The organism is Kordiimonas lacus (assembly GCF_001550055.1).
GTDB lineage: Bacteria > Pseudomonadota > Alphaproteobacteria > Sphingomonadales > Kordiimonadaceae > Kordiimonas > Kordiimonas lacus.
On sequence record NZ_LRUA01000003.1, the window covers coordinates 327,779 to 351,912 of the forward strand.

The 24,134-nt window shown below is 58.0% G+C and carries 24 protein-coding genes; 18 read left to right on the top strand and 6 right to left on the bottom strand.

The genetic code is table 11. The features are described from left to right. The first annotated feature begins 1 nt into the window (after position 1). From KORLAC_RS04910 to KORLAC_RS04920, 3 genes are read left to right on the top strand one after another with little or no spacing between them, the layout of a single operon-like run. The gene (locus KORLAC_RS04910) at positions 2-1,219 is read left to right on the top strand and encodes an SAM-dependent methyltransferase (RefSeq protein ID WP_068303909.1); all 1,218 of its coding nucleotides are present in this window, start codon (positions 2-4) and stop codon (positions 1,217-1,219) included. Then, a complete protein-coding gene (locus KORLAC_RS04915; protein ID WP_082714516.1) occupies positions 1,188-2,486 on the top strand; it encodes an MFS transporter in 1,299 nt (432 codons plus the stop codon). The genes KORLAC_RS04910 and KORLAC_RS04915 overlap by 32 nt, the downstream gene beginning before the upstream one ends. A gap of 57 nt (positions 2,487-2,543) precedes the next feature. Next, positions 2,544-3,113, top strand: a complete 570-nt coding sequence (locus KORLAC_RS04920; protein ID WP_074519396.1) for a DUF3833 domain-containing protein — start codon at positions 2,544-2,546, stop codon at positions 3,111-3,113. A gap of 3 nt (positions 3,114-3,116) precedes the next feature. On the opposite strand, the gene KORLAC_RS04925 is transcribed toward KORLAC_RS04920, so the two are convergent. Genes KORLAC_RS04925 through KORLAC_RS04935 form a run of 3 tightly spaced genes read right to left on the bottom strand, consistent with a single transcriptional unit; the run spans position 3,117 to position 5,241 of the window. After that, positions 3,117-3,869 (bottom strand): SDR family NAD(P)-dependent oxidoreductase, encoded by a 753-nt coding sequence (locus tag KORLAC_RS04925; protein WP_068303913.1) that lies wholly within the window; start codon positions 3,867-3,869, stop codon positions 3,117-3,119. Further along, on the bottom strand, positions 3,866-4,510 hold the full coding sequence (locus tag KORLAC_RS04930; protein WP_068303915.1) for a DUF6134 family protein: 645 nt from the start codon (positions 4,508-4,510) through the stop codon (positions 3,866-3,868). The genes KORLAC_RS04925 and KORLAC_RS04930 overlap by 4 nt, the downstream gene beginning before the upstream one ends. Then, positions 4,504-5,241, bottom strand: coding sequence for an SDR family NAD(P)-dependent oxidoreductase (locus KORLAC_RS04935; protein ID WP_206594860.1), 738 nt, complete (start codon positions 5,239-5,241; stop codon positions 4,504-4,506). The genes KORLAC_RS04930 and KORLAC_RS04935 overlap by 7 nt, the downstream gene beginning before the upstream one ends. A 266-nt stretch (positions 5,242-5,507) precedes the next feature. Here KORLAC_RS04935 and KORLAC_RS04940 point away from each other — a divergent pair, with 266 nt between their 5' ends. The 11 genes from KORLAC_RS04940 (at position 5,508) to KORLAC_RS04990 (ending at position 14,913) form a co-directional block, all read left to right on the top strand. Next, the gene (locus tag KORLAC_RS04940) at positions 5,508-6,392 is read left to right on the top strand and encodes an alpha/beta hydrolase (protein ID WP_074519410.1); all 885 of its coding nucleotides are present in this window, start codon (positions 5,508-5,510) and stop codon (positions 6,390-6,392) included. A gap of 4 nt (positions 6,393-6,396) precedes the next feature. Next, on the top strand, positions 6,397-7,275 hold the full coding sequence (locus KORLAC_RS04945; RefSeq protein WP_068303921.1) for a TolB-like translocation protein: 879 nt from the start codon (positions 6,397-6,399) through the stop codon (positions 7,273-7,275). Between the two features lie 20 nt (positions 7,276-7,295). Then, positions 7,296-8,177, top strand: a complete 882-nt coding sequence (locus KORLAC_RS04950; RefSeq protein WP_068304658.1) for a TolB-like translocation protein — start codon at positions 7,296-7,298, stop codon at positions 8,175-8,177. A 79-nt stretch (positions 8,178-8,256) separates the two neighbouring features. Further along, positions 8,257-9,522 carry a serine hydrolase domain-containing protein gene (locus KORLAC_RS04955; RefSeq protein ID WP_068303922.1) on the top strand — a complete coding sequence of 422 codons (1,266 nt, stop codon included), beginning with the start codon at positions 8,257-8,259 and terminating at the stop codon, positions 9,520-9,522. 10 nt (positions 9,523-9,532) lie between these two features. Further along, positions 9,533-10,417, top strand: a complete 885-nt coding sequence (locus tag KORLAC_RS04960; protein ID WP_068303924.1) for a TolB-like translocation protein — start codon at positions 9,533-9,535, stop codon at positions 10,415-10,417. A 132-nt stretch (positions 10,418-10,549) separates the two neighbouring features. Continuing rightward, positions 10,550-11,713: a Na/Pi symporter gene (locus tag KORLAC_RS04965; protein WP_068303926.1), complete on the top strand. Its 1,164-nt coding sequence runs from the start codon at positions 10,550-10,552 to the stop codon at positions 11,711-11,713. Positions 11,714-11,734: 21 nt separating this feature from the next. Beyond that, complete coding sequence (locus KORLAC_RS04970; RefSeq protein WP_068303928.1) at positions 11,735-11,953, top strand: hypothetical protein; 219 nt, start codon at positions 11,735-11,737, stop codon at positions 11,951-11,953. A gap of 319 nt (positions 11,954-12,272) precedes the next feature. Next, a complete protein-coding gene (locus tag KORLAC_RS04975) occupies positions 12,273-12,662 on the top strand; it encodes a GntR family transcriptional regulator (protein ID WP_068303930.1) in 390 nt (129 codons plus the stop codon). Positions 12,663-12,752: 90 nt separating this feature from the next. Next, the gene (locus KORLAC_RS04980; protein WP_068303931.1) at positions 12,753-13,661 is read left to right on the top strand and encodes a hypothetical protein; all 909 of its coding nucleotides are present in this window, start codon (positions 12,753-12,755) and stop codon (positions 13,659-13,661) included. Positions 13,662-13,890: 229 nt separating this feature from the next. Beyond that, entirely contained in the window at positions 13,891-14,415 is a 525-nt protein-coding gene (locus tag KORLAC_RS04985; protein WP_068303933.1) for a DUF2726 domain-containing protein, read from the top strand. Positions 14,416-14,514: 99 nt separating this feature from the next. Further along, positions 14,515-14,913: a hypothetical protein gene (locus tag KORLAC_RS04990; protein ID WP_139167567.1), complete on the top strand. Its 399-nt coding sequence runs from the start codon at positions 14,515-14,517 to the stop codon at positions 14,911-14,913. A gap of 186 nt (positions 14,914-15,099) precedes the next feature. On the opposite strand, the gene KORLAC_RS04995 is transcribed toward KORLAC_RS04990, so the two are convergent. Continuing rightward, on the bottom strand, positions 15,100-16,290 hold the full coding sequence (locus tag KORLAC_RS04995) for an amino acid aminotransferase (protein ID WP_068303937.1): 1,191 nt from the start codon (positions 16,288-16,290) through the stop codon (positions 15,100-15,102). Positions 16,291-16,473: 183 nt separating this feature from the next. Here KORLAC_RS04995 and KORLAC_RS05000 point away from each other — a divergent pair, with 183 nt between their 5' ends. From KORLAC_RS05000 to KORLAC_RS05015, 4 genes are all read left to right on the top strand, one after another. Next, positions 16,474-17,292, top strand: coding sequence for a thioredoxin domain-containing protein (locus KORLAC_RS05000; RefSeq protein WP_068303939.1), 819 nt, complete (start codon positions 16,474-16,476; stop codon positions 17,290-17,292). Between the two features lie 173 nt (positions 17,293-17,465). Continuing rightward, the gene (locus KORLAC_RS05005; protein ID WP_068303942.1) at positions 17,466-19,358 is read left to right on the top strand and encodes an alpha-amylase family glycosyl hydrolase; all 1,893 of its coding nucleotides are present in this window, start codon (positions 17,466-17,468) and stop codon (positions 19,356-19,358) included. Continuing rightward, the gene (locus KORLAC_RS05010) at positions 19,358-20,872 is read left to right on the top strand and encodes a tryptophan halogenase family protein (RefSeq protein WP_068303943.1); all 1,515 of its coding nucleotides are present in this window, start codon (positions 19,358-19,360) and stop codon (positions 20,870-20,872) included. The genes KORLAC_RS05005 and KORLAC_RS05010 overlap by 1 nt, the downstream gene beginning before the upstream one ends. Before the next feature lie 115 nt (positions 20,873-20,987). Next, positions 20,988-22,616, top strand: coding sequence for a sensor histidine kinase (locus KORLAC_RS05015; RefSeq protein WP_139167565.1), 1,629 nt, complete (start codon positions 20,988-20,990; stop codon positions 22,614-22,616). Between the two features lie 21 nt (positions 22,617-22,637). On the opposite strand, the gene KORLAC_RS05020 is transcribed toward KORLAC_RS05015, so the two are convergent. Together KORLAC_RS05020 and KORLAC_RS05025 are read right to left on the bottom strand one after the other, a co-directional pair. After that, positions 22,638-23,129 (bottom strand): HPP family protein, encoded by a 492-nt coding sequence (locus KORLAC_RS05020; protein ID WP_068303950.1) that lies wholly within the window; start codon positions 23,127-23,129, stop codon positions 22,638-22,640. Next, on the bottom strand, positions 23,126-24,094 hold the full coding sequence (locus tag KORLAC_RS05025; RefSeq protein ID WP_074519408.1) for a pyridoxamine 5'-phosphate oxidase family protein: 969 nt from the start codon (positions 24,092-24,094) through the stop codon (positions 23,126-23,128). The genes KORLAC_RS05020 and KORLAC_RS05025 overlap by 4 nt, the downstream gene beginning before the upstream one ends. Positions 24,095-24,134 lie beyond the last annotated feature (40 nt).

Genomic DNA, 24,134 nt, shown 5'->3' on the forward strand with positions numbered 1-24,134 from the left:
TATGGACGGCAGCTTCAACAGGGTTCAGGTCAATCCGCAGCCGACGCTGGCTGAAAAGCTTTTCGCCCGCGTCCTTGACCATCTGGCGGTGGGCACGCTGCGCGTCGCCTTCCCGTCTGGCCATGTCCAGCTTTTCACCGGCACCCAAAGCCCCGGCCCCTACCGGGCAGAAATGCATTTCACCAAATGGTCAGCGATCCGCCGCGCCTTCACGGGCGGCGCCATTGGCCTCGCGGAAGGCTATATGGACGGCGAATGGGACACGCCTGACCTGACGGCGCTGTTGCAGCTTCTTGCCGCCAATATGGACCGGCTTGAAAGCCGCCTGCCGAAACTGCGTGCCCTGAATCTGGTGGACCGGCTGAGCCATTTCTTCAACCGCAACACGGTGCGCGGCAGCCGCCGTAACATCAGCTATCACTATGACCTGGGCAATGACTTCTATGAGCTGTGGCTGGACCCCAGCATGACCTATTCGGCCGCCCTGTTCAGGGATGACGCCAAAAGCCTTGAGGCAGCGCAGGAAAACAAATACCGCCAGCTGGCCGAAGCCGTGGGCATCAAGCCGGGCGACCATGTGCTTGAGGTGGGCTGCGGTTGGGGCGGGTTTGCCGATTTTGCCGTTAACAAACTGGGCTGCCGCGTCACGGGCGTGACCCTGTCGACCGAACAACTGATCTATGCCCGCGAACGCCTTGACGCGACCAGCAATGGTGCCGCCGCCAACCTGATGCTGTGCGACTACCGCGACCTTGAAGGCGAGTTTGACCATATCGTGTCGATCGAGATGCTGGAGGCCGTGGGCGAACAGTTCTGGCCCACCTATTTCGAAACGCTCAAGAAGCGCCTGAAGCCCGGCGGCAACATCGGCATCCAGGTGATCCGCATCGCCGATGACCGGTTCGAAAGCTACCGGAAGGGTGTGGATTTCATCCAGAAATATATCTTCCCGGGCGGCATGTTGCCCTCTGACGCGGTATTGAAAGACCAATTCGAAAGCGCGGGTCTTCAGCTCAAGTCCCAGCTGGATTTCGGGCTGGATTACGCCAAAACGCTCAAGCTGTGGCATGACGCCTTCATCGGCGCAAACACCGGCGTGCGCGCCCAGGGGTTTGACGACAAGTTCATCCGCACCTGGCGCTTTTACCTATCCTACTGCGAGGCCGGCTTCATTGAGGGTACCATCGATGTCAGCCACTATGTCATCAGCGAAAAGTGACGCCCGGCAGGCTGATGACACTGGCGCCAGCTTCCGGCATGCGTTTCAGCTTTTTTTCTATGGCCTGCCGGGCCTGGCACTGGCCTTTCCGCTGATCCCCTTCGCGGTATATCTGCCCACCTTTTACGCCGAAGACAAAGCCCTGGGCTTCACGGCTGTGGCGGTGGCCCTGTTCCTGTCGCGCCTGATTGACATGGTCAGCGACCCCTTCGTGGGAAAGCTGAGCGACAGTACGAAAAGCGACGCGCTTCGGCGCAAGGGCTGGATGGCGGTAGGCGGTGTCATTGCCTCAGCCGCCCTGATCCGGCTTTGCCTGCCCGGGGAGGCCGTCACCCCGCTCTATCTGGGGGCGTGGTCTGCGGTTCTTTATATCGGATGGACCATGGTGATGATTCCCTACCAGGCATGGGGCGCGGATATCGCAAGGAATGAGGCTGAGACCACCCGTTTCACCACATCGCGTGAGGCCTGGTCGCTTGTCGGCATGCTGTGTGCGCTGGCGCTTCCCCTGTTCACGGACGCCGCCATCCTGCCCCTTGTCCCGCAACTGCTGATCCCCATCGGCGCGGGCACATTGGTGTTGGCCATGCTGAGTTTGCCGAACGGGGACATCGCGCGCACTCGGCGAAAGGCCGCGTCCCTCTTGGCCATTGTGCGCACGCCCCAGATGCGGGGATTTGGCACGGTCTGGTTTTTCACCGCCACCGCCAGCGCCATACCCGCCGCCCTGTTCCCGCTTTATGTCAGTGAAGTACTGAAGGGCACAGACGCCCAGAAAGACCTTGCGATTCTGATCTATTTTGCCGCCGCCGTGTTGGCCATGCCCGTGTGGGCGCACGCCGCGAAGGGCGCGAACAAGAAGCGCATCATGGCGCTGGGCATGGCAGTTGTATGCCTGGCCTTCCCTTTCGCCACCCTTCTGGGGGCGGGCCAGATTGCCTTCTTTTATGTTATCTGCGTGGTCACCGGGTGCGCGCTGGCGGCTGAACTGACGCTGGGGCCCGCCGTTCTGGCGGATATCGCCAAGGCCCGCCACCATCTGGGCCACGCGGAAATGGCCAGCCATTTCGCCATCTGGGGCATGATCAGCAAGCTCGCGTTCGCCTTTGCCATCCTGCTGGCGTTCGGCGCGCTGGGCGCTTCTGAAGCCGTCACCGGCGGTGCTGTGCCGCCCCTAGTTATCGCACTGGTTTACGCCCTGCTTCCAGCGCTTCTCAAGCTGATGGCAACCCGCAGACTTTGGCAGATTTCTGCAGCTTTCGACTAATCCGGCACCCCCGAGAAACCGTACAAAACTCAGTCGTTTCAATCAAAGGAGACAGGAGTGGCGCGGCATATTTTCACATTGGCAGTTGCCCTATTTTGCCTGACCGCCTGCAGCACAAGCATGACAGTAGAAGAATTCAAAGATCAGGAACCCAGATTCGTTCTGGAGGACTATTTTACCGGCAAGACGAAAGCGACCGGCCTCTTTGAAGACCGGTTCGGGAATGTGCGCAACCAGTTCACCGTGGATATCGACGGCAGCTTCGACGGCACCACGCTGACGCTGGATGAGAACTTCCTCTATAACGACGGAAGCACCGAATTCCGCCGCTGGGAAATCGACAAAACCGGCCCCAACAGCTATGTGGGCCGCACCGAAATGGCCATTGGCGAAGCGGAAGGCAAGACATCAGGCAACAGCTTCCACTGGACCTACAAATTTCGGCTGACCGTGGGAGATGACGTCTGGAACGTGACGTTTGATGACTGGATGTTCCTGCAGAAGGACGGCACGCTTCTCAACAAAGCCACGGTGTACCGTTGGGGCTTCAAGATTGGCACCGTTTTCCTGAGCTTCCGCCGCGCGGATGACGCGGGTAGCAGCAGCGTTGGCATTGCCGCCGAATAACGGTCAGTCGCCCCGCGCCATTCCCTTTGTTGCTGCCAGATAGAGCCTGTCTGGCAGCAGCCGCAGCAACTTCATGATGAAGGCAAAGCGGGTCGGGAAGGTCACCTCGAACCCGGCCCCCGCCAGGCCTTTGACAATCCGCGCCGCTGCCTTGTCGACCGGCATCAGAAACGGCATGGGGAAATCATTGAGGTCCGTCAGCGGGGTTTTGACAAAACCGGGGTTTACCAGCCGCACGTCGATACCGTCCAGCTTCAGTTCTTCCCGAATGCTTTCCGCAAAATTGATCAGCGCCGCCTTGGAGGCACCATAGGCGCTTGCCATCGGGAGTCCGCGATAGCCGGCGAGCGACGCCACAAGCGCCACCTGGCCCCTCCCCCGCGCCCGCATGGACGGCAACACCGCCTCAAGACAGTTCAGCACGCCCATATAGTTCACCTGCATCAGCCGTTCATGTGTGGCCAGGTCAAACTGGCGGGCGGATGTTGGCTGGTGCGTGCCGGCGTTAAGGATGGCCAGATCAGGGACGCCCCAGGCGGTCTCTAAGGTAGCGACCGCCAGCTTGAGGGCCGCGCGGTCGCACACATCGGCCACCGCCCAGTTATAGTCGCCCGGAAGCGGTTTGGCTTCTTCCGCCAGCGTCTTCAGCTTGTCAGCCGACCGGGCGGTCACAAACACCTTGTGGCCCGCAGCCAGATACTGCAGCGCCAGCTCGCGCCCGATGCCTGAGCTGCCGCCGGTGATCCAGATAATCATGAGGGTATCTCCAGCGTGTTGCGGCAATCCGTGCAGCGGAATTCAATTTCACTGCCGTCATCGTGGGTGAAGGTCATGCCCAGCCAGTTGCCGAGCACGTCATAGCGGGTGTCGATATCCAGATCACCGCGCACCTGCAGCGCAAAGGCTTCAGGCGATTGCGCGACATTGGTGCCGGTAATTGCCACCTCGTTCAGCCTGCCGGTGATGGTGTTATAAAGCGTGTTCGCCGCCACCACGCCCACATTCCAGTGGTTGGTGGTGACAAAGGCGCGCTCGATACGCCGGCTGCTGCCGTCTGCGTCTATGGCCACATAGTCGCCGCCGTCGGCCTCAATCCGGGTGCTGGTGCGCTCGCCATTGTCATTGACCTCAGTGGATACGCTTTCAAGCACACCGCCATGCCAGATTTCTTCAGACCGGTAGTGATAGCGGTAGGCGGTGATGAACAGGAATTTCACTTTCATCCGGGTTTCCGACACCACACGCAGGGTCTGTCCCGTGCGGGAGAAGCGAATTTCATGGTCGCCGATCTTCTTGCCGCCCCTAAGCACGTCATAATGGTTCAAAGCGTCCAGCGCGTGCGCCGGCCACGCCAGCACACACAGAAACACCACTGCCCATAGGCCATGTTTCACCATTCTATCCTCATGCCTTTATGGTCAAAAAAGCCGCCTGTATCGGCGGTCTGCAGCCCCGCGATAACGCGGAGCAGCCGGCCTGCGGCCACATCAGGCGCCTGCACGTCAAGGCCGGTTTTCGCAAACGGCTGTGTCAGCGGTGTGTCCACCGTGCCGGGGTGAAGCGCGGCAAGGACGGCATCCGGCGCCTTGCGCGCCAGTTCCACCGACGCGGTTTTAATCAGCTGGTTGAGCGCCGTCTTGGACGCGCGGTAGCTGTACCAACCGCCCAGGCGGTTATCGCCAATGCTGCCCACCCGCGCTGACAGGCACACCGCCACCGACCGGCCCTTGCGCGGCACAAGGGACAGGAAATGCTTCAGCACAAGCGCGGGGCCGACTGTGTTCAGCTGAAACATCCTGAGCATGCTGGTGGGGTCCAGTTCGCGCAGGCTTTTCTCGGCCCGCGTCGCGCCTGTTTCCAGTACACCAGTGGCAACAATCAGGAGCCTGAGCGTCACGCCCCGCCGCCGGATGGATGCCGCAGCCTCCTTGATGGTGGCTTCATCCAGGAGGTCCAGCCCGCCCTCACTACTGCGGGAAAAGCCGATCACCTGCCCGGCGGGACGCACATCCTCAAGGGCCTGCAAAAGCGCGCCGCCGATGCCGCCGCTGGCGCCAATCACCACCGCAGCATCGGTGCTTTCCGCCAGCAGGCCGGACAGGTCAGAAGCCCACGCCTTGGATGTCATCGCGCCTTCCATATGATCAGTAAGTGCCGCATGGATACTCCTGCTGATTTACCTGAAAGGTATACGGCGACGGCCTGAGATCGGATTGCGACTTCCCTTAGGAAAGCGCTCAAGCCCCGCGTCCACGATTTGTTATAACCTCACACCTTACCTCAGCGACGAAACGTTTCATCGCACGGGCTTTGTATATCTTCCGATATATGACCTAATGCGCCCAGCTTGGTCTGCAGGCCCGTATGCTTGCCGACATTTATGGGGGGATTATCATGAAAAAATTTATTGTTGTGATTGCGTTAATTTTGCTGTCGCTTACAGGCGCGCAAAGTAGCGATCATAAGTCCTATAAAATTCTGAGAACTGAAGTGGTGCCTATCACGGACAGCTCAACGGGCAGGGCGTATGATCTCTATATCAGACTGCCGGAAGATTATGGGAAAGACGCGAGTGTAAAGCACCCCGTGGTTTATGCCACCGACGGTGACTGGCACATGCCGTTATTGTCTGGCGCCGCCGAGTTTATGCTGCCAAACGCCATCGTCGTGGTTATGTCCTGGCAGAAGGATTCGAAAGACGATTTTGACGGTGACGAGCGGCCTCATCGCAGCCGCAACCGCGATTACACGTTTATTCCGGCTCCCACCCCAGAACTGCAAGCAAAATACAAAGATGGCCAGGCTCGTAATCACCTGACCTTTATCCGCAATGATGTGATCAAATATGTGGAAGCCAACTACCAAACAGACCCGACTGAGCGCATCTATTTTGGCTTTTCCCTTGGGGGTCAGTTTGGTTCCTATATTCTCTTTGAAGAACCGGATACATTCAAACATTATGTGCTCGGTAGTCCGGCCTTCGACCCAAGGAGCCTCAAGTTTCTTCAAGACCTCGCCACAAAACACGAAGCTGATGGCACACCGCTGAACGCCAATGTGTATGTGAGCGTGGGTGAGAAAGAAACCGACGCAATACCCCTGATTGAAGCATTCATGTCCATGCTTCAGCGCCATAAAGCTGCGGGCCTCAACCCAAAAGAGCTTGAGATTGTTGAAAAGTCCGGCCACTCCGAAGCCTTCCCAGCCACAGCAGTGCGCAGCTTCAAATGGTTGTCGGGTCTTATTGCTGATCCGGAATCAGCCTCTACAGGAAGGTAAGTCTATGAAACGTCTTTCTTTCTCTATTGCCTTTTTTCTTGCATCTGCCGCAGTAACGGCTGGCAGCCAAGCCGGTGATAGGGTCACAGGCATGAGCGGCCCTTACGTTGGCCAAACGCCACCCGGCGACACCCCCATCCCCTTTGCGCCCGGTATTGTTTCAACTGACGGCTGGGAATATGGCCTCACTTTCATGCCGGATATGAAGGAAGCCTATTTCCTGCGCAACAATGCCGACACGGAGGAGCATGAGCTGATGCGCCTGTGGCAGAAGGGTGGCGCGTGGCACAAAGAGGTTATGGCCCCGCGCCTGGGCCAGCCTGTTATCTCGGCGGACGGTAAAACCATGCATCTGGGGCGGCGCTACAGGGAGCGCACCCAAGACGGCTGGTCGGACGTGAAAATGCTGGACGCGCCCTTTAGTGAATTTCTGATCATGCGGATGTCATCGTCTGCAAGCGGCACGCTTTATTTCGATACCTATGACGAAAACAATGAATCCTTCCCCGTCCGCTTTTCAAGGATGATTGACGGTAAGCGGGAAACACCGCAGGCGCTTGGCGCGGCGATCAATACAGGCGTGCATATCAACCACCCCTTCATCGCGCCAGACGAATCCTACCTGATCTTTGATGTCAAACGCGACAGCGGCTACGGCAATTCCGACATCTATATCAGCTACCGCCAGAAGGACGGATCGTGGGGCGGGGCCATCAATCTGGGCGACAAGATCAATACGCCAGTCTGGGAGGCCGCCGCAGGCGTGACGCCAGACGGCAAATACCTGTTTTTCAACAGAAATGTGGGTTCAGACAATTTTGAGAATGTGGACATTTTCTGGGTCAGCGCGGGCTTCATCGAAGACCTGCGGCCGAAAAACTAACCATGGGCATGAAAGACGTTATGAAACCTTCTTGTACAAAGGCAGCCCTGCTATTTGCGGCGATGATATTGAGCGACGCCAGCCACGCAGGCAACGAGGCGTCGGTTGCCGAAGGCCCATACTTTGGCCAACAACCACCCGGACTGACACCCGAGGTGTTCGCTCCGGGCATCATTTCGAAAGGTCACCGGGAACTCAGCGGCTTTTTCAGTCCGGACATGACGGAATATTATTACACGCTGAAAAAGACCAACAGTGAAGACTGGTGGCTGGTTTCCCTGAAACAGGCAGATGGCCGCTGGACCGTGTCTGGCATGACGGAACGCGTTGGCCGCCCGATCGTTTCACCTGACGGCAAGACCATGCATCTGGGCAAGCATTATAGGGAGCGAGCCGGCGATGACTGGGGTGAAATGAAAAGCCTGGGCCCTGATTTTGAAGACATCCGCATCATGCGCTTGTCGGCCACGTTGGATGGCACCTATGTTTTTGACGAGGCTGGCGTGCCGAACGGCGACGGCATCATCCGCTATTCCCATCTGGTGGACGGTGTGCGCCAGGCCCCAGAAGCGTTCGGGACAGAGATCAACACAGGCCTGTGGAATGCCCACCCCTTCGTCGCACCGGACGGATCTTACATCATCTGGGATGGGGAGCGGGAAAGCGGCCAGGGGGACGGTGATCTTTATATAAGCTTCCAGCTGCCGGACGGCACATGGACAGACGCCCAAAATATGGGGGCCGAGATCAATACAGCAGCCTCGGAGGCGGGGGCTTATGTCTCGCCAGACGGCAAATATCTGTTCTTCAACAGGGTCGTGAGCCCGCCAGGCAACTATGACAACATCGATATCTTCTGGGTTGACGCCAAGGTGATCGAAAACCTGCGGCCACAAGATTGAGCCCTGACGGGAACAAATAACGCTTCACCAAAAAAATCTGATTTTGTCTGTGTGGGGTTCAATAGAATGGGGAATTATCATGACGATCAAAGCAAAATTCACGCACTTTCTTGCTGTTGCCTTGTTAAGCAGTGTGAGCAGCTTCAGCACAGTCAGCGCGGCTGAAAGCAATGGCGCCACAACCACCGAGGCCGCGCTTCCTTTCTGGAAAACGCCGCATATGGATTATGTGTCGCTGGAGGTTACCGTCGATGATGCCGGGCTGTCATTTTGGGATGTCCCGCTTCTTGAAAAAGCTTTTATTGATGCCACGCCGGCGGACAGAAAAGACGGCGTTAGTGTGGGCCAACTGGGTGGCGATGGCGGCAATAAAGACATGATCATCAAGCTGGCTCGGGAGATCGCTGAGGGTAAGCACGGCGATATCGACAGTCTATTGATCGCACAGGGCGGCAAACTGTTATTTGAATCATACTATTTGCGTGGTCGAGTCAACTTGACCCACCCGCAAGTTTCCGCGACGAAGACTTACACCGGTTTGGCACTGGGGCGTGCAATCCAGATGGGATATCTGACCATGGCCGACCTGGACAAACCCGTGGCCAGCTTTCTGAAAGAGCTGGACCCAACAAAATTTATCGAAGGTGCAGACAAGATCACGCTACATCAGGCACTCACGATGACCACCGGCATTCGGCTGACGGAAGAACAGTGGAGCGCCCTTAACGACGACCCGAACCAGATTCAGGGCCAGAAGCAGGTACAGGCCATCTTTGAGCGCACCGCACCGATCACCGCAGAGTCTCAAACCTTTCTTTATGGCACCGGCCCAGGCTTGGTAATGCAGGTCCTTGAGGCAGTCGTGCCTGGTTCTGCCAAAGATTTTATCAAGGATGAACTCTTCGGCAAAATGGGCATAGCGACCTATAGCTGGCAGACCGACCCGAGTGGCCTGCCAGCGGCAGGGTGGCGCGCAAGCATTACATCGCGTGCCATGGTCAAGGTAGCTGCTCTGGCCCTGAATAAAGGGCGGTGGAATGGTGCACAGTTGGTGCCGGAGGCCTTCATTGCCAAAGCAACCGACAGGCTCATTGCTGTTGGGGATGAGGATGCTTTTGGCGGCGGCAAAGATGTTTCCAACCAGGGGTATGGGTATTTCTGGTGGAGCGCAGATCTGAGAGCCGGCGATAAAAGCTATTTCAGCGCATCTGCCCAAGGGGGTGGTGGCCAGTTTATCATTCTGATCGAGGAGCTGGATTTGATGGTGGTGGTAACCGCTCATGATGCAGAGCCCAGTACCCTGCAGAAAACGGCGGAAAGAATTCTGCCTGCGTTTGCGGAATAAGGGGGGAACCATGAAATTCTTTTTTGCGTCAACAGTTATAGCCTTTGCTGCATCGGTGGCGAGCGGCAGCCATGCGGGGGACGACCTGTCTGCGCTCAAAGGCCCTTACCTCGGCCAAACACCACCCGGCATGACCGCCGAACCCTTCGCACCTGGTCTTGTGAACACGGAAAAATGGGGCGATGCCGGAAGCTTTTCGCTGGATATGAATAAATTTTATGTCAACCGGTGGCGGCACACGCGGGACGCACCAGAGCCCGAAAAAGTTACCTATGAACGCGTGGGTGACGGCTGGCAGAAAGTTGTGATGCCGGAAGGCTGGCGCCGGCCGTTCCCCTCGCCCGACGGTAAGGCCCTGCATTATGGCGTCCAGTATAAAGAGCGCACACCTGACGGCTGGTCGGACATGAAAAGCCTCGGCCCCGCTTTCGAGGCAATAGACATCATGGGCCTGTCGGCGTCTGCCAAGGGCACTTTGGTTTTCGATGAATGGACCCGTGACGGCAATGGCACGCTTCGGTATTCAAGGTTTGTTGACGGGAAACGGGAAGACCCGCAGCCCCTGCCCAATGAGATCAACACCGGCACATGGAATGCCCACCCCTATATCGCGCCTGATGAGAGTTACATCATGTGGGACGGGGAAAGAGAGAGCGGCTTTGGCAGCAATGACCTATACATCAGCTTCCGGCGGCCAGATGGTTCCTGGGGCGAAGCGATCAATATGGGCGACAAGGTCAACACAGACGCGGAAGAGGGCGGCCCCCACATCACGCCTGACGGCAAATATCTGTTCTTCAACAGGATGGTGCCATCAGCGGGCGGTAACGGAGAGCCTCAATCTGACCTCTATTGGATCGATGCGCAGGTGATCAAAGATCTTCAACCTGAATAACCCCTCAACGAGATTTCCGTGCCCACCACTGGCGCCAACAGACGATTGGATTTGACCTCGGGCGGCAACCCAACTAGCATCCAGCGCCTCTGGGGGCGATACTGAAATTTGGTGGTTTAGGGGACGACAATCATGACCAATCAACCCGTAGCAACGGCCGGTGCGGAGGAAACTTCCATCCTGAAGTCGACCGTCCAGTGGATCGCTGTCGCGTTTCTGGTCTATCTTCTCATTACGGCGGTCGGAATGATCGGCAGCGGCTTCAAGGGCGCGACCAAGGGGGACGCAACCCAGCTGTTCGAATTCGCCACCAACCCCTTCATGGGGCTTGTGGTTGGCATTCTGGCCACCTCGCTGATCCAGTCCTCGTCCACCGTTACCTCCATCATCGTCGGTCTGGTGGCTGGTGGGCTGTCGGTTGAAATGGCCGTACCCATGGTGATGGGCGCCAACATTGGCACCACCATCACCAACACCATCGTGGCGCTGGGGCATATTAACCGCAAGAAGGCCTTCCGGCGCGCCTTTGCCGCCGCCACGGTGCATGACATCTTCAACCTGATTGCCGTGATCATCTTCATGACGCTGGAGCTGGCAACAGGGATTCTCCATAAAATCGGCGCGTTTGTGGCCAGCTTCCTGGTGGGCGGCGCGGATGTCAGCGTAAAAGGCTTCAACTTCATCAAGCCCATCACCAAACCCGTTATCGGCCTGGTGAAGGACTTTTCCGAGATGATCTATGCCCCCTGGGCAAACGCGCTCCTCATCCTGTTTGGTGTCGCGATCATCTTTTTCTCCATCATGTTTGTTGGTAAACTGCTGAAGAAGCTGATGGTTGGCCGGGCCAAAAGGGTGATGCATGGTGCCATTGGCCGCGGGCCGGTTGCGGGCATCACGTCGGGCGCGATTGTCACGGTTCTGGTGCAATCATCTTCCACCACGACAAGCCTGATGGTGCCGCTGGCGGGCGCGGGCAGCTTCCGCCTGAAACAGATTTACCCCTTCACCCTGGGCGCCAACATCGGCACCTGTATCACGTCACTTCTGGCGGCGACGGCCATTACCGGCGCCACAGCCCTGCCGGCGATGACAATTGCCATGGTACACCTTACCTTCAATGTGCTGGCGGTGCTGGTTATTTACGGCATCAAGAACCTGCGCATGCTGCCGCTGAAGGGCGCAACGTCGCTTGCGAAACTGGCCACCAAGAACAAGTCGCTGGCCTTGTTGTATATTTTGGGTGTTTACTTTGCTTTGCCGGGCGTGCTGGTACTGGTTTACCAGATGTTTGCTTAAGAAGTGCGAGGAGACTTAATCATGGCTAAAGACATAACAGACCTGCCATACAAGAAGCTCAAGAAACGGGTTAAGAAAACGCGGAAACTGCTGGACGCGCTGGAGGCCGAGCTGGAGGCGCGTGAGCTGGAACGCCAGCATCACGAGGTGGATGACCTTGAGGAACACATGGATGCCGCCGACAGCTCGATCCTGGACCTGACAGGCATCATCAAGAACTTCCTGACCAAGAATAAATAGGTCGCACGATCAACCGCAGCGCTTCAGACACCGCGACCGAGCGGAGAGTCAGGGGCTTCTCGCATGTCAGATATTCCAATCTGCCGCACTTACTCGGGATGACCTGGTGCGGCTCTAGCCCCTGAGGGGCATCGGACCTGAAATCGGTAAAGACAGACACTTCTGCAGGGCACGCAAAAGTCTGCCGGTGGTTTTGGCGCTTGACTCTTTAATGTACCCATTGTACCCCTTATATACATGGTACACAGGGAACAACAAAAACACCAAGCGATCCCGGCCATTTGGAGCAGAAACCCGAGTCACGACAGATGAGAAGAATATGGAAATAGTCATCGACATAGACGCCGAGGAACCGCTTTTTGCCCAACTGATGGCCGAGATCAAACGTGCTGTCAGCGCGGGCGGCATCAACCCCGGCGATGCCCTGCCCTCCATCCGGCAGCTGGCAAATGACCTGAACCTGAATAACAAGACCGTCGCCAAGGCCTACCAGCTTCTGGAACGGGACAAGGTGATTATCACCAAGGGCTACAGGGGCACCTTCGTGCACCCCGATGCCCGCAAGAACATGGACTTTGACCTGAATGCCTGGGTCGCAGGCCAGATCAACCAAACAATCAACGCATGCCGCGAAAAAGGCGCAACCGACAGCGAGATCAGAATAGCCTTCGCGAACATCATGCAAAACAAACCGACAGCGGGAGAATAACAATGTACGCCGCCCTTATCATTATGCTCATGCTGGTCGCCGCAGGCGGCCTTGCCTATCTGTTCAAGCTTGTAGCGGGAGGCCAATGACATGCCGTTCAATATGTCCGAAACCGCTGTGATGGTGATTTATTATGCCGCCTTCCTGGGGCAGATTTACCTGCTCAGCCACTATTTCCCGGGACGCTTCATCGCGCGGGTGCGCTATGTGATCGACAATTTCCCAGTTAAAGAATACCCGAAACTGTATCCGAACGCCGGGCCCAACTTCGCCGCTAACATGGCAGGAAAGCTGAAGCTTTTCAGACGCGTGAACAATGGGATCGCCATCATTGGCCTGCTGATCCTGGCCGGCATGCTTGGCAGCGGATACCGGCCTGACCCGCTGGGCGGTGACGAAATCTTCGTGATGTTCTATTTCTTCCTGCAGTTCATCCCGTTTTTCATTGTCGCAGTGAAAGAGCACAAGCAATACAAAGCCTTGCGCGCCGCTTTCAAGGAAGCACGGCGCACGGCGGATCTGCGCCCCCGGCACCTGTTTGACTTTGTCTCACCGGTCGCGGTGTTTGCGGCACTCGTCTGCTTTGGTGCGTGGCTTGTATACTATCTGACCGTCAAGGGCTGGGACCAGCCCTGGGAGGAAGAAGTTTACATTTCGGTGGGCATGACCACCGGCATGAACCTGCTCTATGCCTGGATCATCGCCCGCTTCATCTACGGCAAGAAGCTGGACCCATACCAGGCCAGCAAGGACTATATGAAAACCGTGGAAGCCATCACAAAGGTGCTGGTCTATTCCTCGATTGGCATCAGCCTGTTCCATATCACCACCGTGGCGGCGGATGAATATGCGCTGGAAGCGTTCGACCCGGTGCTGACCAGCCTCTATATGCAATATTGCGTGCTGATCGGCTTCGGCGTGATGCTGGGCACGGCTAAAGTGGAAGATTTCGATTTCAGCGTCTATCGGGAAGAAGGGGCGACAGACCCAGGCGCCTGAGCCCAAGGTTTAAGTGCGGGAGGCGGCAGTCGCTGGCCGCCCCACCGGGCAATCCTGGCCTTCGGCATTCCCTAAGCTCCAACAGAGAAATGCCTGAAATTCTGGTAATTCCCGCACAGGCGGGCGGCCCCCGGTGCTGCCCGCCATTTTCTTTTTTAGGCTGCGGGCTGGCGTTTGCGCGCTACCCGGCATAGGCTGGTGGAAATTGAAACACAAGGGGCTGTGCTTCATGACATTTTCGGAAACCATGATTTCCTTTATCGGCGTTGCTGTCCTTGTCGCCCTTCTGTGGCTTGCATGGCGCAGTACGATTGGCCGACTGGGCAAGGTGTCCCGCAAGCAGTTGCGGGCGCTCAAAAGCGCCTCTCTCGACCGCAAGCAGATCATGCGCCACGGCGAACACCAGCTCTATGGTCAGCTGCAGACCCTGCTGGCGGCCTATGGCGGCAAGTATCAGGTGTTCCCGCAGGTCTCCATGGGGGAATTGATCGCGTGCGACACCGATGAAGGCTTCCTGGCGATCAACAGCAAGCGCGTGGATTTTGCCATTACGGATGCGAAAGGATACCCGGTTATCCTGGTGGAATATCAGGGTGAGGGCCATGATCTGGACGGCACCGCAAAGGGCCGCGACACGGTCAAGCGCGAAGCCGCCACCCGCGCCGGCATTGGCTTTCTGGAAGTGTTCCCGGACTATGACATCGATGGCCTGAAAGCCGACATCAAGATGCTGCTGGCCTCGGGCCGAGCATAAAAAAGGCGGCCACCCGGACCGCCTGTTTCAAATTTTATCTATCTCTGGCCTTATTTCGATTTCAGATTATTGTGTTACATGAACACAAATAGAGGAACCATGATGCCCGCAGCGCAGAACACCAAGCCGCATCTGAAATTCACAATGCATGTTTCAATTACGTTCGGCTTGACCTGCATTGCATCGGCCATTGCGGTACCATATGTGATGGGCGGCTCAGCCTATGGCTCCGGCCTGATCATTCCAATTACCACCGCCCCCATTGGGGCAGGAATCGCCCTTGTGTCAGCGATTATCTTCATTGCGCAGTATCTGTTCCAGGTTGCGGCTTATAACAGATCGCTGGAGACATTCGGTGGCCCGACCGGCACCCCACCCTCTGGCGCCACGATCACCTTTTCTGTAATCGGCGCCTTATTGCTGATACCGGCCGCCGCCGTCTTAAGCATCCTTGCGGGCATAGGCGGCCTGATAATTTATGATTTCATGGGCCAGTAACCAACCCCCCTGCTCCTTTTGGGGAAACACCACTTGTTGAATGCGTTACAGGTTGTCGCTGGCCTCCGACTTGTCGGCCCCATTTTTCTGGGTAGCGGTGTGACAATGGCTGCTATCGTGGCGATCTTTGAAAATAAAAAAGGCGGCCACCCGGACCGCCTCTTCCATAACTGATCAGGCTTTACCTTACATCACGCCGGCGATGGCGTCCGCCACATACGGGATGTTGGCTTCCGTCAGGCCCGCCACGTTGATGCGGCCGTTTGCCGGGAAGTAGATGGACTTGTCTTTCTGCACGGCCGCGACCTGCTCTGGCGTCAGGTTCAGCAGCGAGAACATGCCCGTCTGGCGCCCTACAGCACCGAACTCAGCGCCATAGCCCTTCTGGGTCAGGCTGTCTGCCAGCGTGCGCCTCAGGGTGTTGACACGGTCGCGCATTTCACCCAGTTCAGCCACCCAGTCAGCGCGCAGGGCTTCATCCTGCATCACTGTGGTCATCAGCGCGGCACCGTGGCTTGGCGGCATGGAATAGTTTTCGCGGGCGATGCGGGCGAGGTTGGTCGTCAGCGCCTTCGCGGCGTCCTTGCCCTGGGACTTGACGATCAGCGCGCCCGTGCGTTCGCGGTACAGGCCGAAGTTTTTGGAACAGCTATAGGAAAGCACAGCTTCCGGCAGCTTTTCAAAGGCGCGGCGCAGCGGGCCTGCATCAGCTTCCAGCCCCTGGGCAAAGCCCTGGTAGGCCATGTCCAGAAACGGCACCAGGCCGCGTTCGCCGATCAGCTCGATCACCCGGTCCCATTCCTCATCATTCAGGTCAGCGCCCGTCGGGTTGTGGCAGGATGCGTGCAGCAGGATCAGGTCGCCCGCCTTGGCGCCCTTGAGGTCCTCGAGCATGCCTTCGATGTCGATCGACGTGGTCGCACGGTCATAGTAGCGGTACACCTTGCTGTCCAGGCCCGCCGCCTTCAGCGTTGGCACATGGTTGGCCCAGGTTGGGTTTGAGACCCACACGGTGGTGCCTGGAGCCGCGTGGTTTACCAGTTCAAAGCCGAGACGCAGCGCACCACAACCACCCGGTGTCTGGATCGCACCAATCTGGCCTTCAAGGGCATGCACAAGCGGTGCACCCAGTGAAAGGTCAAGCGCCGCATCGGTAAAGCCAGGCCAACCCGTAGGCGCGATATAAACCTTGCTGCCTTCTGTTTTCACCAGCCGGTCAAATGCCGCCTGAATGGAGCGCATAATCGGTGTGTTGCCCTCTGCCGTCTTGTAGACACCGACACCCAGATCAACTTTTTCCGGGTTGGTATCAGCCTTGAAAAGCGCCGACAGGCCAAGAATTGGGTCAGCGGGAAGCGGCTCGAGGTGCGAAAACATTAGACTCTCCTAAGGGTGTGGATCGCAGCAATATCAATTGGTTTCAGTTGTAACTTTAATGCGCAGCTTTTCCAAGCCTGGAATCATCTGCGACAATGCGCCTATATATACCTGACGATTAGTACTGGCAAAGTGGCAAATTCTGCTGCATGAGTTTAGCAGACCTATAGGGAAGACAGACACATGTATAAATTGGCAATCGCCCTTTTTGCCGGGATGTTCGGCCTTCAGGATCCGGCCCTTGCATCCGGCTTTGAGCCCGAGGATGCAGAAGGTCAGTCCAGCTACCATTTCAACACCGATGCGCCCTTCAAACCATCGGCGGACGCGATGACAGATGTGGACGCTGCACTGATGCGCGCCCGCGCGTCAGGCAAGCTCGCGATGATCGTCATGGGCGCCAACTGGTGCCACGACAGCATGGGCTTTATCGAGCATCTCAACAAGCCCGAAGTCGCCGCGGTGGTGAAGGCAGGCTATGAAGTACAAATTGTTGACGTAGGCTATCTGGACCATGGCCTGCATGTGGCCACCCGCTTCGGCCTGCCCGTGATTTACGGCACGCCCACCGTGCTGGTGATTGAACCGGAAACCGAGACACTTCTGAACGCTGACACGGTGAACATCTGGCGCGACGCGGCGGCCATGCCCACAGATAAGGTAATCAGCCTGTTTGCAGGCCAGGACCGCACACCGACTGCAGCCCCTGTACCCACAGGCGAACTGGCGCGGCTGATGACCGAAATCAAGGAATTCGAAAGCAAACAAGCGGCCCGCATCTATGGCGGCTTTGCCATCGTCGGCCCCATGCTGGCAGCAGATGAGCGCCCGGAACATTTCGGCGCCTACTGGACCCAGCTTCGGGACCTGCGCTACAGCATCACTGAAGACCTGGCGCGCCTGCGCGATGAAGCCCGCAGCCGCACAGCGGCAGGCGAGACGGGAATCACCCTCGACTATCCAGATTACCCGCCTTTCGACTGGGAAAAAGAGAGTCGGTGATGTTTTTGCATAAATTTGCAAAAGCGATAAAATAATATTAACGTATTGAAATAAATTAAATAAACATAACAATAACTGCAAATTAAACGTCGCCGTTTGCCATTTCTTGCAGATTTATTTGCAACAAGTTTTCAGTTTTGCCTATACTTCCGTCCACGTCGAAGGAGGGAACTATGGGAATCTTCAGGCTGTTTTTTATCGGTTGCCTTGCCGCCCTGGCGGCAGCGTCCCTCACCAGCGCCACTTGTTCAAGCCCTGAAACCGAACCGACGGCTGAGGCTGCGCGCACAGGCAAGCCAGTCGTGTATCAAGTGTTTACCCGCCTATTCGGGAACCAGAACACGACGAACAAGCCCTGGGGCACAAGGGCAGAAAACGGTGTCGGCAAGTTTGCTGACTTCACCGATGAAGCGCTTGAAGGCATCAGGGAACTCGGCGTCAGCCACGTGTGGTACACGGGCGTGCTGCACCACGGCGTCATCGCGGATTATTCTGCTTACGGCATCTCGAATGACGACCCGGACGTGATCAAGGGCCGCGCGGGCTCGCCTTACGCCGTGAAGGATTATTACAGCGTCGACCCTGACCTGGCGACTGACCCAGCCAGGCGCATGGATGAGTTCCGCGCGCTCGTCGACCGCACGCACAAGCACGACCTGAAGGTGATTATCGACATCATCCCTAACCATGTGGCGCGGGGCTACACCTCGCTGGGGAAGCCTGCGGGCGTGGAGGATTTTGGCGCGGCGGACAACACGAGCCTCGAGTATGCCCGCGACAATAATTTCTATTATGTCCCTGGCGAGGCGTTTGAGGTGCCGGACTTCCCTGCGGGCTATGAGCCGCTAGGCGGAGAAGCGCACCCGCTGGCGGACGGCAAGTTTGCGGAAAAACCGGCCAAATGGACCGGCAATGGCGCGCGGTCGGTCAAACCAAGCGCCGACGACTGGTACGAGACCGTGAAGCTTAATTACGGTGTGCGCCCCGACGGCAGCCGTGACTTCCCTTCGCTTCCGGAAGGGTATGCGGACAGGGACTACCCCGCCCACGCCGCCTTCTGGGCTGACAAAGACCTGCCGGACACCTGGCTCAAGATGCGTGATGTCGCCTTCTTCTGGCTGGACCAGGGCGTGGACGGCTTCCGCTATGACGTGGCAGAGCTGGTGCCGGTGGAGTTCTGGAGCTTCCTCAATAGCGCGATCAAAACGCGAAACCCGGACGCCTTCCTGCTCGCGGAAGTCTATAACCCGAAGCTCTATAGGGACTATGTGCATCTGGGCAAGATGGACGTGCTTTATGACAAGGTCGGGCTTTATGACCTGCTGAAGGCCATCATCCAGGGCCGCGAAACCACAGACGCCCTGCCGCGCGAGATCGCGAGCCTCAGCGATATCGAAGCCCACATGATGCATTTCCTTGAGAACCACGACGAACAACGCATCGCCAGTCCCGAATTCGCGGGCAGCCCGTGGCGCGCCATGCCGGCCATGGTTGTCTCCGCCACATTGCGCACATCCCCCACCATGCTTTATTTCGGGCAGGCCGTGGGCGAGGATGGGTCTGAGGACGCGGGCTTTGGCGACCCAAGCCGCACCAGCATCTTCGATTATATCGGCGTGCCCGCACACCAGCGCTGGATGAACGGCGGCAAGTTCGACGGCGGCGCGCTGACCGCAGATGAGGCGAACTTGCGCGCCTACTATGAGCGCGTGATGACCTTCTCAGCCACCAGCTCGGCGCTGATGGGCGAGTACCAGGAACTGCACAGCGTGAACCGCCAGCATGTGCCTGGATACACAGACCAACTGTTCGCCTTCGCCCGCTGGAGTGGTGCGGAAAAGCTGCTGGTTATCGCCAACTTTTCAGACACGGATACCGCCAACTTGCCACTCCTCCTACCCTCAGACCTTGTGGCCAATTGGGGCCTGACGGACGGCACCCACCGGCTGGGCGATCAACTTGGCGGCGGCGATGCGATGCTTGTGGTTCAGGACAGTCAGGCTATGATCGACCTGACGCTTGAACCGCTCCAGTCAATGATCCTGCAACTGCCACGAGGCGAGTGATGACCGCTACCGACCGCAACATCAAAAAGATTGCCATTGTCGGCGGCGGGTCCGCCGGCTGGATGACGGCAGCGGCCTTGTCAAACGCGCTGCAGGGCGCCTGTGAGATCACGCTTGTGGAATCGGAAGAGATCGGCACCGTGGGTGTGGGTGAAGCCACCATCCCGCCGATCAAGATTTTCAATCAGTCGCTGGGCATCAATGAAGCCGAGTTCGTACAGCGCACCGAAGGGTCCTTCAAGCTGGGGATCGAATTTGTGAACTGGTTCAAGGAAGGCCACCGCTATTTCCACCCGTTCGGGGAATATGGCGCACCCTTTGACGCCGTGCAGCTATACCACTATTACCTCAAGGCCCGCGCGGAAGGCCCCGTGGACCCAATCGACGATTATTCCATGGCCTGGGTGATGGCGAAAAACGGCAAGTTCAGCGTGCCTGCCCAGGACCGCCGCATGGTCCAGAGCACCTTTGATTATGCCTATCATTTCGACGCCACCATGTACGCCCGCTTCCTGCGCGACTATGCCGAAGCCCGCGGCGTGAAGCGCATGGAAGGCAAGGTGGTGGATGTGGCGCTGCGGGGCACGGATGGTTTCATCGAAAGCCTGACACTTGAAAGCGGCACCAAGGTGGACGCCGAGTTTTTCATCGACTGCACCGGCTTTTTCGGCCTGCTGATCGAAAAAACGCTGAAAACCGGATATGAGGACTGGACCCACTGGCTGCCGTGCGACCGGGCCGTGGCCGTGCCGTGCGAACATGGTGGGGAATTCACGCCCTACACGCGCTCCACGGCGCACAAGGCGGGGTGGCAGTGGCGCATCCCACTGCAGCACCGCATCGGCAACGGCTATGTCTATGCAAGCCAGCATATCAGCGACGATGAGGCGCAGGCGACGCTCCTGGACAATCTGGACGGCACGCCGCTGGCGGACCCACGACTTCTCAGGTTCAAAACCGGCAGGCGCAAGAAATTCTGGAACAGGAACTGTGTGGCCATTGGCCTGTCCGCGGGCTTCATGGAACCGCTTGAGAGCACCAGCCTGCACCTGATCCAAAGTGGCATCACGCGGCTGTTGGCGCTGTTTCCGACGCTTGATTTCGACCAATACGGCATTCAGGAATATAACCGCATCACAACAGGCGAATATGAGCGCACGCGCGACTTTATCATCCTGCACTATAAAGCCACCGAACGCCGCGACGCGCCCCTTTGGCAGTATGTGGCGGACATGGAAATCCCCGCAGAACTGGCTTACAAGATAGAACAATTCCGGCGCGGCGGCCGCATTGTGGCGCACGAGCTTGAGCTGTTCAGGAACCCCAGCTGGCTGGCGGTGTTCACCGGCCAGGGCATCTGGCCCGAGCGCCATGACCCGCTGGCGGACGCGCGGGACGTGGACTATCAGGGCCGACTTCAGGGCCTGAGGCGCGTGATGGAAGAAACCGCCGCTGCCATGCCCAGCCACGCGGATTTCATTACCAAACACTGCCCCGCCAAACGGACGACCTAACGTGCTGGCGTGAAACCACATTCTCATCCCCTGCGATAAATTGGCACCATCAATTCCCCGTTAAGCATTTTTGCGCTATGAAAGGCGCACCAAGGCCTTCACAAGGAATGATCGCTTGCCAAAGCACAACAGACCCAAGGAACAGCTGCAGATCCTGAACAAGTTTGCGCGGGACCTGATGCGACTGTCGTCTGTGGACGACCTGGTCTGGTATGTGGTGGAAGAAGTTGTCGGCCAGCAGGGCTTCGTGGACTGCGTGATCTACCTGCATGACGACAAGCGCGGCAAGCTGGTGCAACGGGCCGCTTACGGCGAAAAGAAGGGCCCGGACCAGTCTATCGAGAACAAGATCGAGCTGGATCTGGGCGCAGGGATCAGCGGCCACGTGGCCATGACCCTGAAGCCGGAGCGCATTGCCGACACCCGCCTGGACCAGCGCTATATTGAAGACCTGCGGGGCATGCGGTCCGAACTGACAGTGCCGATTGTCTATGCCGACAAGCTGTATGGCATTATCGACTGTGAACACCCTGACGTCGGATATTTCACCAAAGACCATGAAGACCTTCTGACAACGGTGGCCTCCATGCTCGCCGTCCGGCTGGCCGAATGGCAGACCCACAAACAATTGGCCGAAAGCGAGGAAAAATACCGCCAGCTTTTCGAAATGTCCGAAGACGCCATGATGATCCTGACGGAAAACAAGTTCGAACTGTGCAACCGGGGCGCGGCCACGATGTTCGAATATGCCAGCGCAGAGGAGATGGAACAGGCGCACCCATCGGAAGTATCACCCGAGTTTCAGCCCTGCGGCCTGACGTCGTTTGAAAAGGCCGAGGACATGATGCGCATCGCGATTGAGGAAGGCTATAACCGGTTCGAATGGATGCACCGCAAGAAAACCGGCGAAGTGTTCCCCGTGGAGGTGACGCTGACCCGCGTGCCCTACCAGGGCCAGGCGGCACTTTACGCCATCTGCCGCGACATCACGGACGCCAAAGCAGACCAGGCGGCGCTGCAACGGGCGCTGGCCGAAGCTGAAGCTGCCAACAAGGCCAAATCCACTTTCCTGGCGAACATGAGCCATGAACTCAGGACACCGCTGAACGCCATCATCGGCATGTCAGAGATCATGAAAGACAAGCTGTTTGGCCCCATTGAAAATGCCAAATATGAAGAATACAGCAACGACATATACCGTTCTGGCACCTTCCTGCTGCAGATGATCAACGACATTCTTGACCTGTCCGCCATCGATGCCGCCGAGCGCGCCCCTGAAAAGGCCCATCTTGATGTCGCCGAAATCATTGGCGATTGCACTGTGATGGTCAGCGCCCAGGCCACCAAGAAACGCATCCAGATCCGCCCGGACCTGAGCAAGGCGCCTGTGGCCGTGTGGGCCGACCCGCGCGGGCTTCGGCAAATCCTGATCAACCTGATGTCGAATGCCGTGAAGTTCGGTAAGGAGAACGGCTTTGTCTGGGTCCAGGTAATTGATCAGAAAGACAGTGCCCTGTTCCGCGTGATGGATGACGGGCGCGGCATCCCCGAAGACCGCCTGGCCACCATCACCCACCGGTTCGACCGCGGCCATCTGGACCCAACGAACGCCATTGAAGGTACGGGCCTGGGGCTCGCCATCGTTGAACAATTTGTCACGCTGCATGGCGGTTCACTTAAGATCGAAAGCCGGCTTGGCGAAGGCACCACCGTGACCTTCGACCTGCCCAAAAAGCCTGCCTGATCCTTCCCCTATAAGCCGCCCTCACCAATAAACAGGGTACGCCCGCCTGGCTGCGAACCGGTTGAAACCCACAGCCACCAGCGCCAGAAGGGCGGCACCCGCGATCACCGGCATGAACAGGAAATCCCATCCAGCCCCCGTCATGATCACCAACAGTGGGTTTGCGCCCGCAGGCGGGTGCACCGTACCCGTCAACTGCATGGCGGCGATGGCGGTCGCAACCGCGCCCCCTGCGACCCACCAGGCGTCACCAAACACCGACAATGCCACAAGACCAACAAAGGCGCTGACCGCATGTCCCACCACAATATTGCGCGGCTGTGCCAGCGGGCTGTCGGGCACGCCGAACGCCAGCACAGCACTGGCCCCCAAAGGCGCCATCATCAACGGGAATGCGGATGCCTTTGCCAGTAAGGCAATCAGCCCAATGGCCAGCATGCCGCCACACCAGGACCACAGAATATGCCGAAAAGGGGCGCGCGGCGGCACTTTGGAAAGACCTACCGGTTTCATGACGCCGTTCCTTGTGCTGGCGTTGGCGTCCACACCGCCCCTGCCGGCAGGCGCGGGGATACCCCCAGAAACCGCCAGATAAAGGGCACTGCGGCCGATGTGGCCTTCACCTTGTCAATCGAGACGCGCACGAACCGTTCCGCACCTTCGTACGCATATGGGCTGTCTTCCGGCCAGACGATGGCCGCGGCCCCACTGACCTGCAAAAGATCACCGGTCGTGAAATCCACGAACAGCAGCCCTGCCCGGCCGGTGTCGTGGATATTGCCGAGTGTGTTGAAATGGCGGTTGCCGGAAAAATCCGGAAACAGCAGCGTGCTGTCATCCAGAAACTTCACGAAGCTCGGCGCGCCGCCCCGGTGCGAGACATCCACACCGTGCCGGACGTCCACGCCCAGCCGGGACGCGGCAGACGCAATGAAGAAAGTGTCAGCTGTCTCAATCATGTGCCGGTACCGGGTGGACAAGGTGGCCTCCTGCCACTCACCCGACTTCCGCGCCACTGGCTCCGGTACGCGCGCCTGAATATATTGCGGGCAATTGCCGAAGGACTGGGTGATCTGCAGCGTCACGCTGTCATCGCTCACCCTAACCACGCGGCCATTCACCCGGTTGCGGCGACGGTTCTCGAGCAGCAGACCAAGGCCGCCAACTTCTGCCCCAACATGCCGGGCCTCCGGCGGCACACAGGCAAGCGGCAACACAAGGGTCTCCGCGTCTGGCGACCTGATAAAGCCGGGGTCGCCCCAAATCATGTGGGCCCACGGCATGCCTTCCGCGTCCACCGTCCCCAGAAAGAAATACGAAAGGCCCTCAAAAAACGCCCGATGCTGGTCAGGCATGTAGGGACGCACCATTTTGCTGGCATATTTATGCACTTTTTCCCGCACACCCAGCCTTTCCTGGATGGCGAGCTCGCTGTCGTGAAACGGGCTGAACACATCTTTCACTTCGTCTACTGGCATGTTTTTCTCCTGGGCCTCTTCGTGGTGGGGGTTGGCCGAA

Excerpts from the sequence above, each read along its gene's own strand:
- KORLAC_RS05000 (WP_068303939.1), top strand. The coding sequence starts at position 16,474 with ATGTATAAATTGGCAATCGCCCTTTTTGCCGGGATGTTCGGCCTTCAG.
- KORLAC_RS04910 (WP_068303909.1), top strand. The coding sequence starts at position 2 with ATGGACGGCAGCTTCAACAGGGTTCAGGTCAATCCGCAGCCGACGCTG.
- KORLAC_RS04915 (WP_082714516.1), top strand. The coding sequence starts at position 1,188 with ATGTCAGCCACTATGTCATCAGCGAAAAGTGACGCCCGGCAGGCTGAT.
- KORLAC_RS05020 (WP_068303950.1), bottom strand. The coding sequence starts at position 23,129 with ATGAAACCGGTAGGTCTTTCCAAAGTGCCGCCGCGCGCCCCTTTTCGG.
- KORLAC_RS05005 (WP_068303942.1), top strand. The coding sequence starts at position 17,466 with ATGGGAATCTTCAGGCTGTTTTTTATCGGTTGCCTTGCCGCCCTGGCG.
- KORLAC_RS04940 (WP_074519410.1), top strand. The coding sequence starts at position 5,508 with ATGAAAAAATTTATTGTTGTGATTGCGTTAATTTTGCTGTCGCTTACA.
- KORLAC_RS04985 (WP_068303933.1), top strand. The coding sequence starts at position 13,891 with ATGACATTTTCGGAAACCATGATTTCCTTTATCGGCGTTGCTGTCCTT.
- KORLAC_RS04950 (WP_068304658.1), top strand. The coding sequence starts at position 7,296 with ATGAAACCTTCTTGTACAAAGGCAGCCCTGCTATTTGCGGCGATGATA.
- KORLAC_RS05010 (WP_068303943.1), top strand. The coding sequence starts at position 19,358 with ATGACCGCTACCGACCGCAACATCAAAAAGATTGCCATTGTCGGCGGC.
- KORLAC_RS04995 (WP_068303937.1), bottom strand. The coding sequence starts at position 16,290 with ATGTTTTCGCACCTCGAGCCGCTTCCCGCTGACCCAATTCTTGGCCTG.
- KORLAC_RS04970 (WP_068303928.1), top strand. The coding sequence starts at position 11,735 with ATGGCTAAAGACATAACAGACCTGCCATACAAGAAGCTCAAGAAACGG.
- KORLAC_RS04935 (WP_206594860.1), bottom strand. The coding sequence starts at position 5,241 with ATGACATCCAAGGCGTGGGCTTCTGACCTGTCCGGCCTGCTGGCGGAA.
- KORLAC_RS04960 (WP_068303924.1), top strand. The coding sequence starts at position 9,533 with ATGAAATTCTTTTTTGCGTCAACAGTTATAGCCTTTGCTGCATCGGTG.
- KORLAC_RS04945 (WP_068303921.1), top strand. The coding sequence starts at position 6,397 with ATGAAACGTCTTTCTTTCTCTATTGCCTTTTTTCTTGCATCTGCCGCA.
- KORLAC_RS04965 (WP_068303926.1), top strand. The coding sequence starts at position 10,550 with ATGACCAATCAACCCGTAGCAACGGCCGGTGCGGAGGAAACTTCCATC.
- KORLAC_RS04930 (WP_068303915.1), bottom strand. The coding sequence starts at position 4,510 with ATGGTGAAACATGGCCTATGGGCAGTGGTGTTTCTGTGTGTGCTGGCG.
- KORLAC_RS04990 (WP_139167567.1), top strand. The coding sequence starts at position 14,515 with ATGATGCCCGCAGCGCAGAACACCAAGCCGCATCTGAAATTCACAATG.
- KORLAC_RS04975 (WP_068303930.1), top strand. The coding sequence starts at position 12,273 with ATGGAAATAGTCATCGACATAGACGCCGAGGAACCGCTTTTTGCCCAA.
- KORLAC_RS05025 (WP_074519408.1), bottom strand. The coding sequence starts at position 24,094 with ATGCCAGTAGACGAAGTGAAAGATGTGTTCAGCCCGTTTCACGACAGC.
- KORLAC_RS04925 (WP_068303913.1), bottom strand. The coding sequence starts at position 3,869 with ATGATTATCTGGATCACCGGCGGCAGCTCAGGCATCGGGCGCGAGCTG.
- KORLAC_RS04980 (WP_068303931.1), top strand. The coding sequence starts at position 12,753 with ATGCCGTTCAATATGTCCGAAACCGCTGTGATGGTGATTTATTATGCC.
- KORLAC_RS04955 (WP_068303922.1), top strand. The coding sequence starts at position 8,257 with ATGACGATCAAAGCAAAATTCACGCACTTTCTTGCTGTTGCCTTGTTA.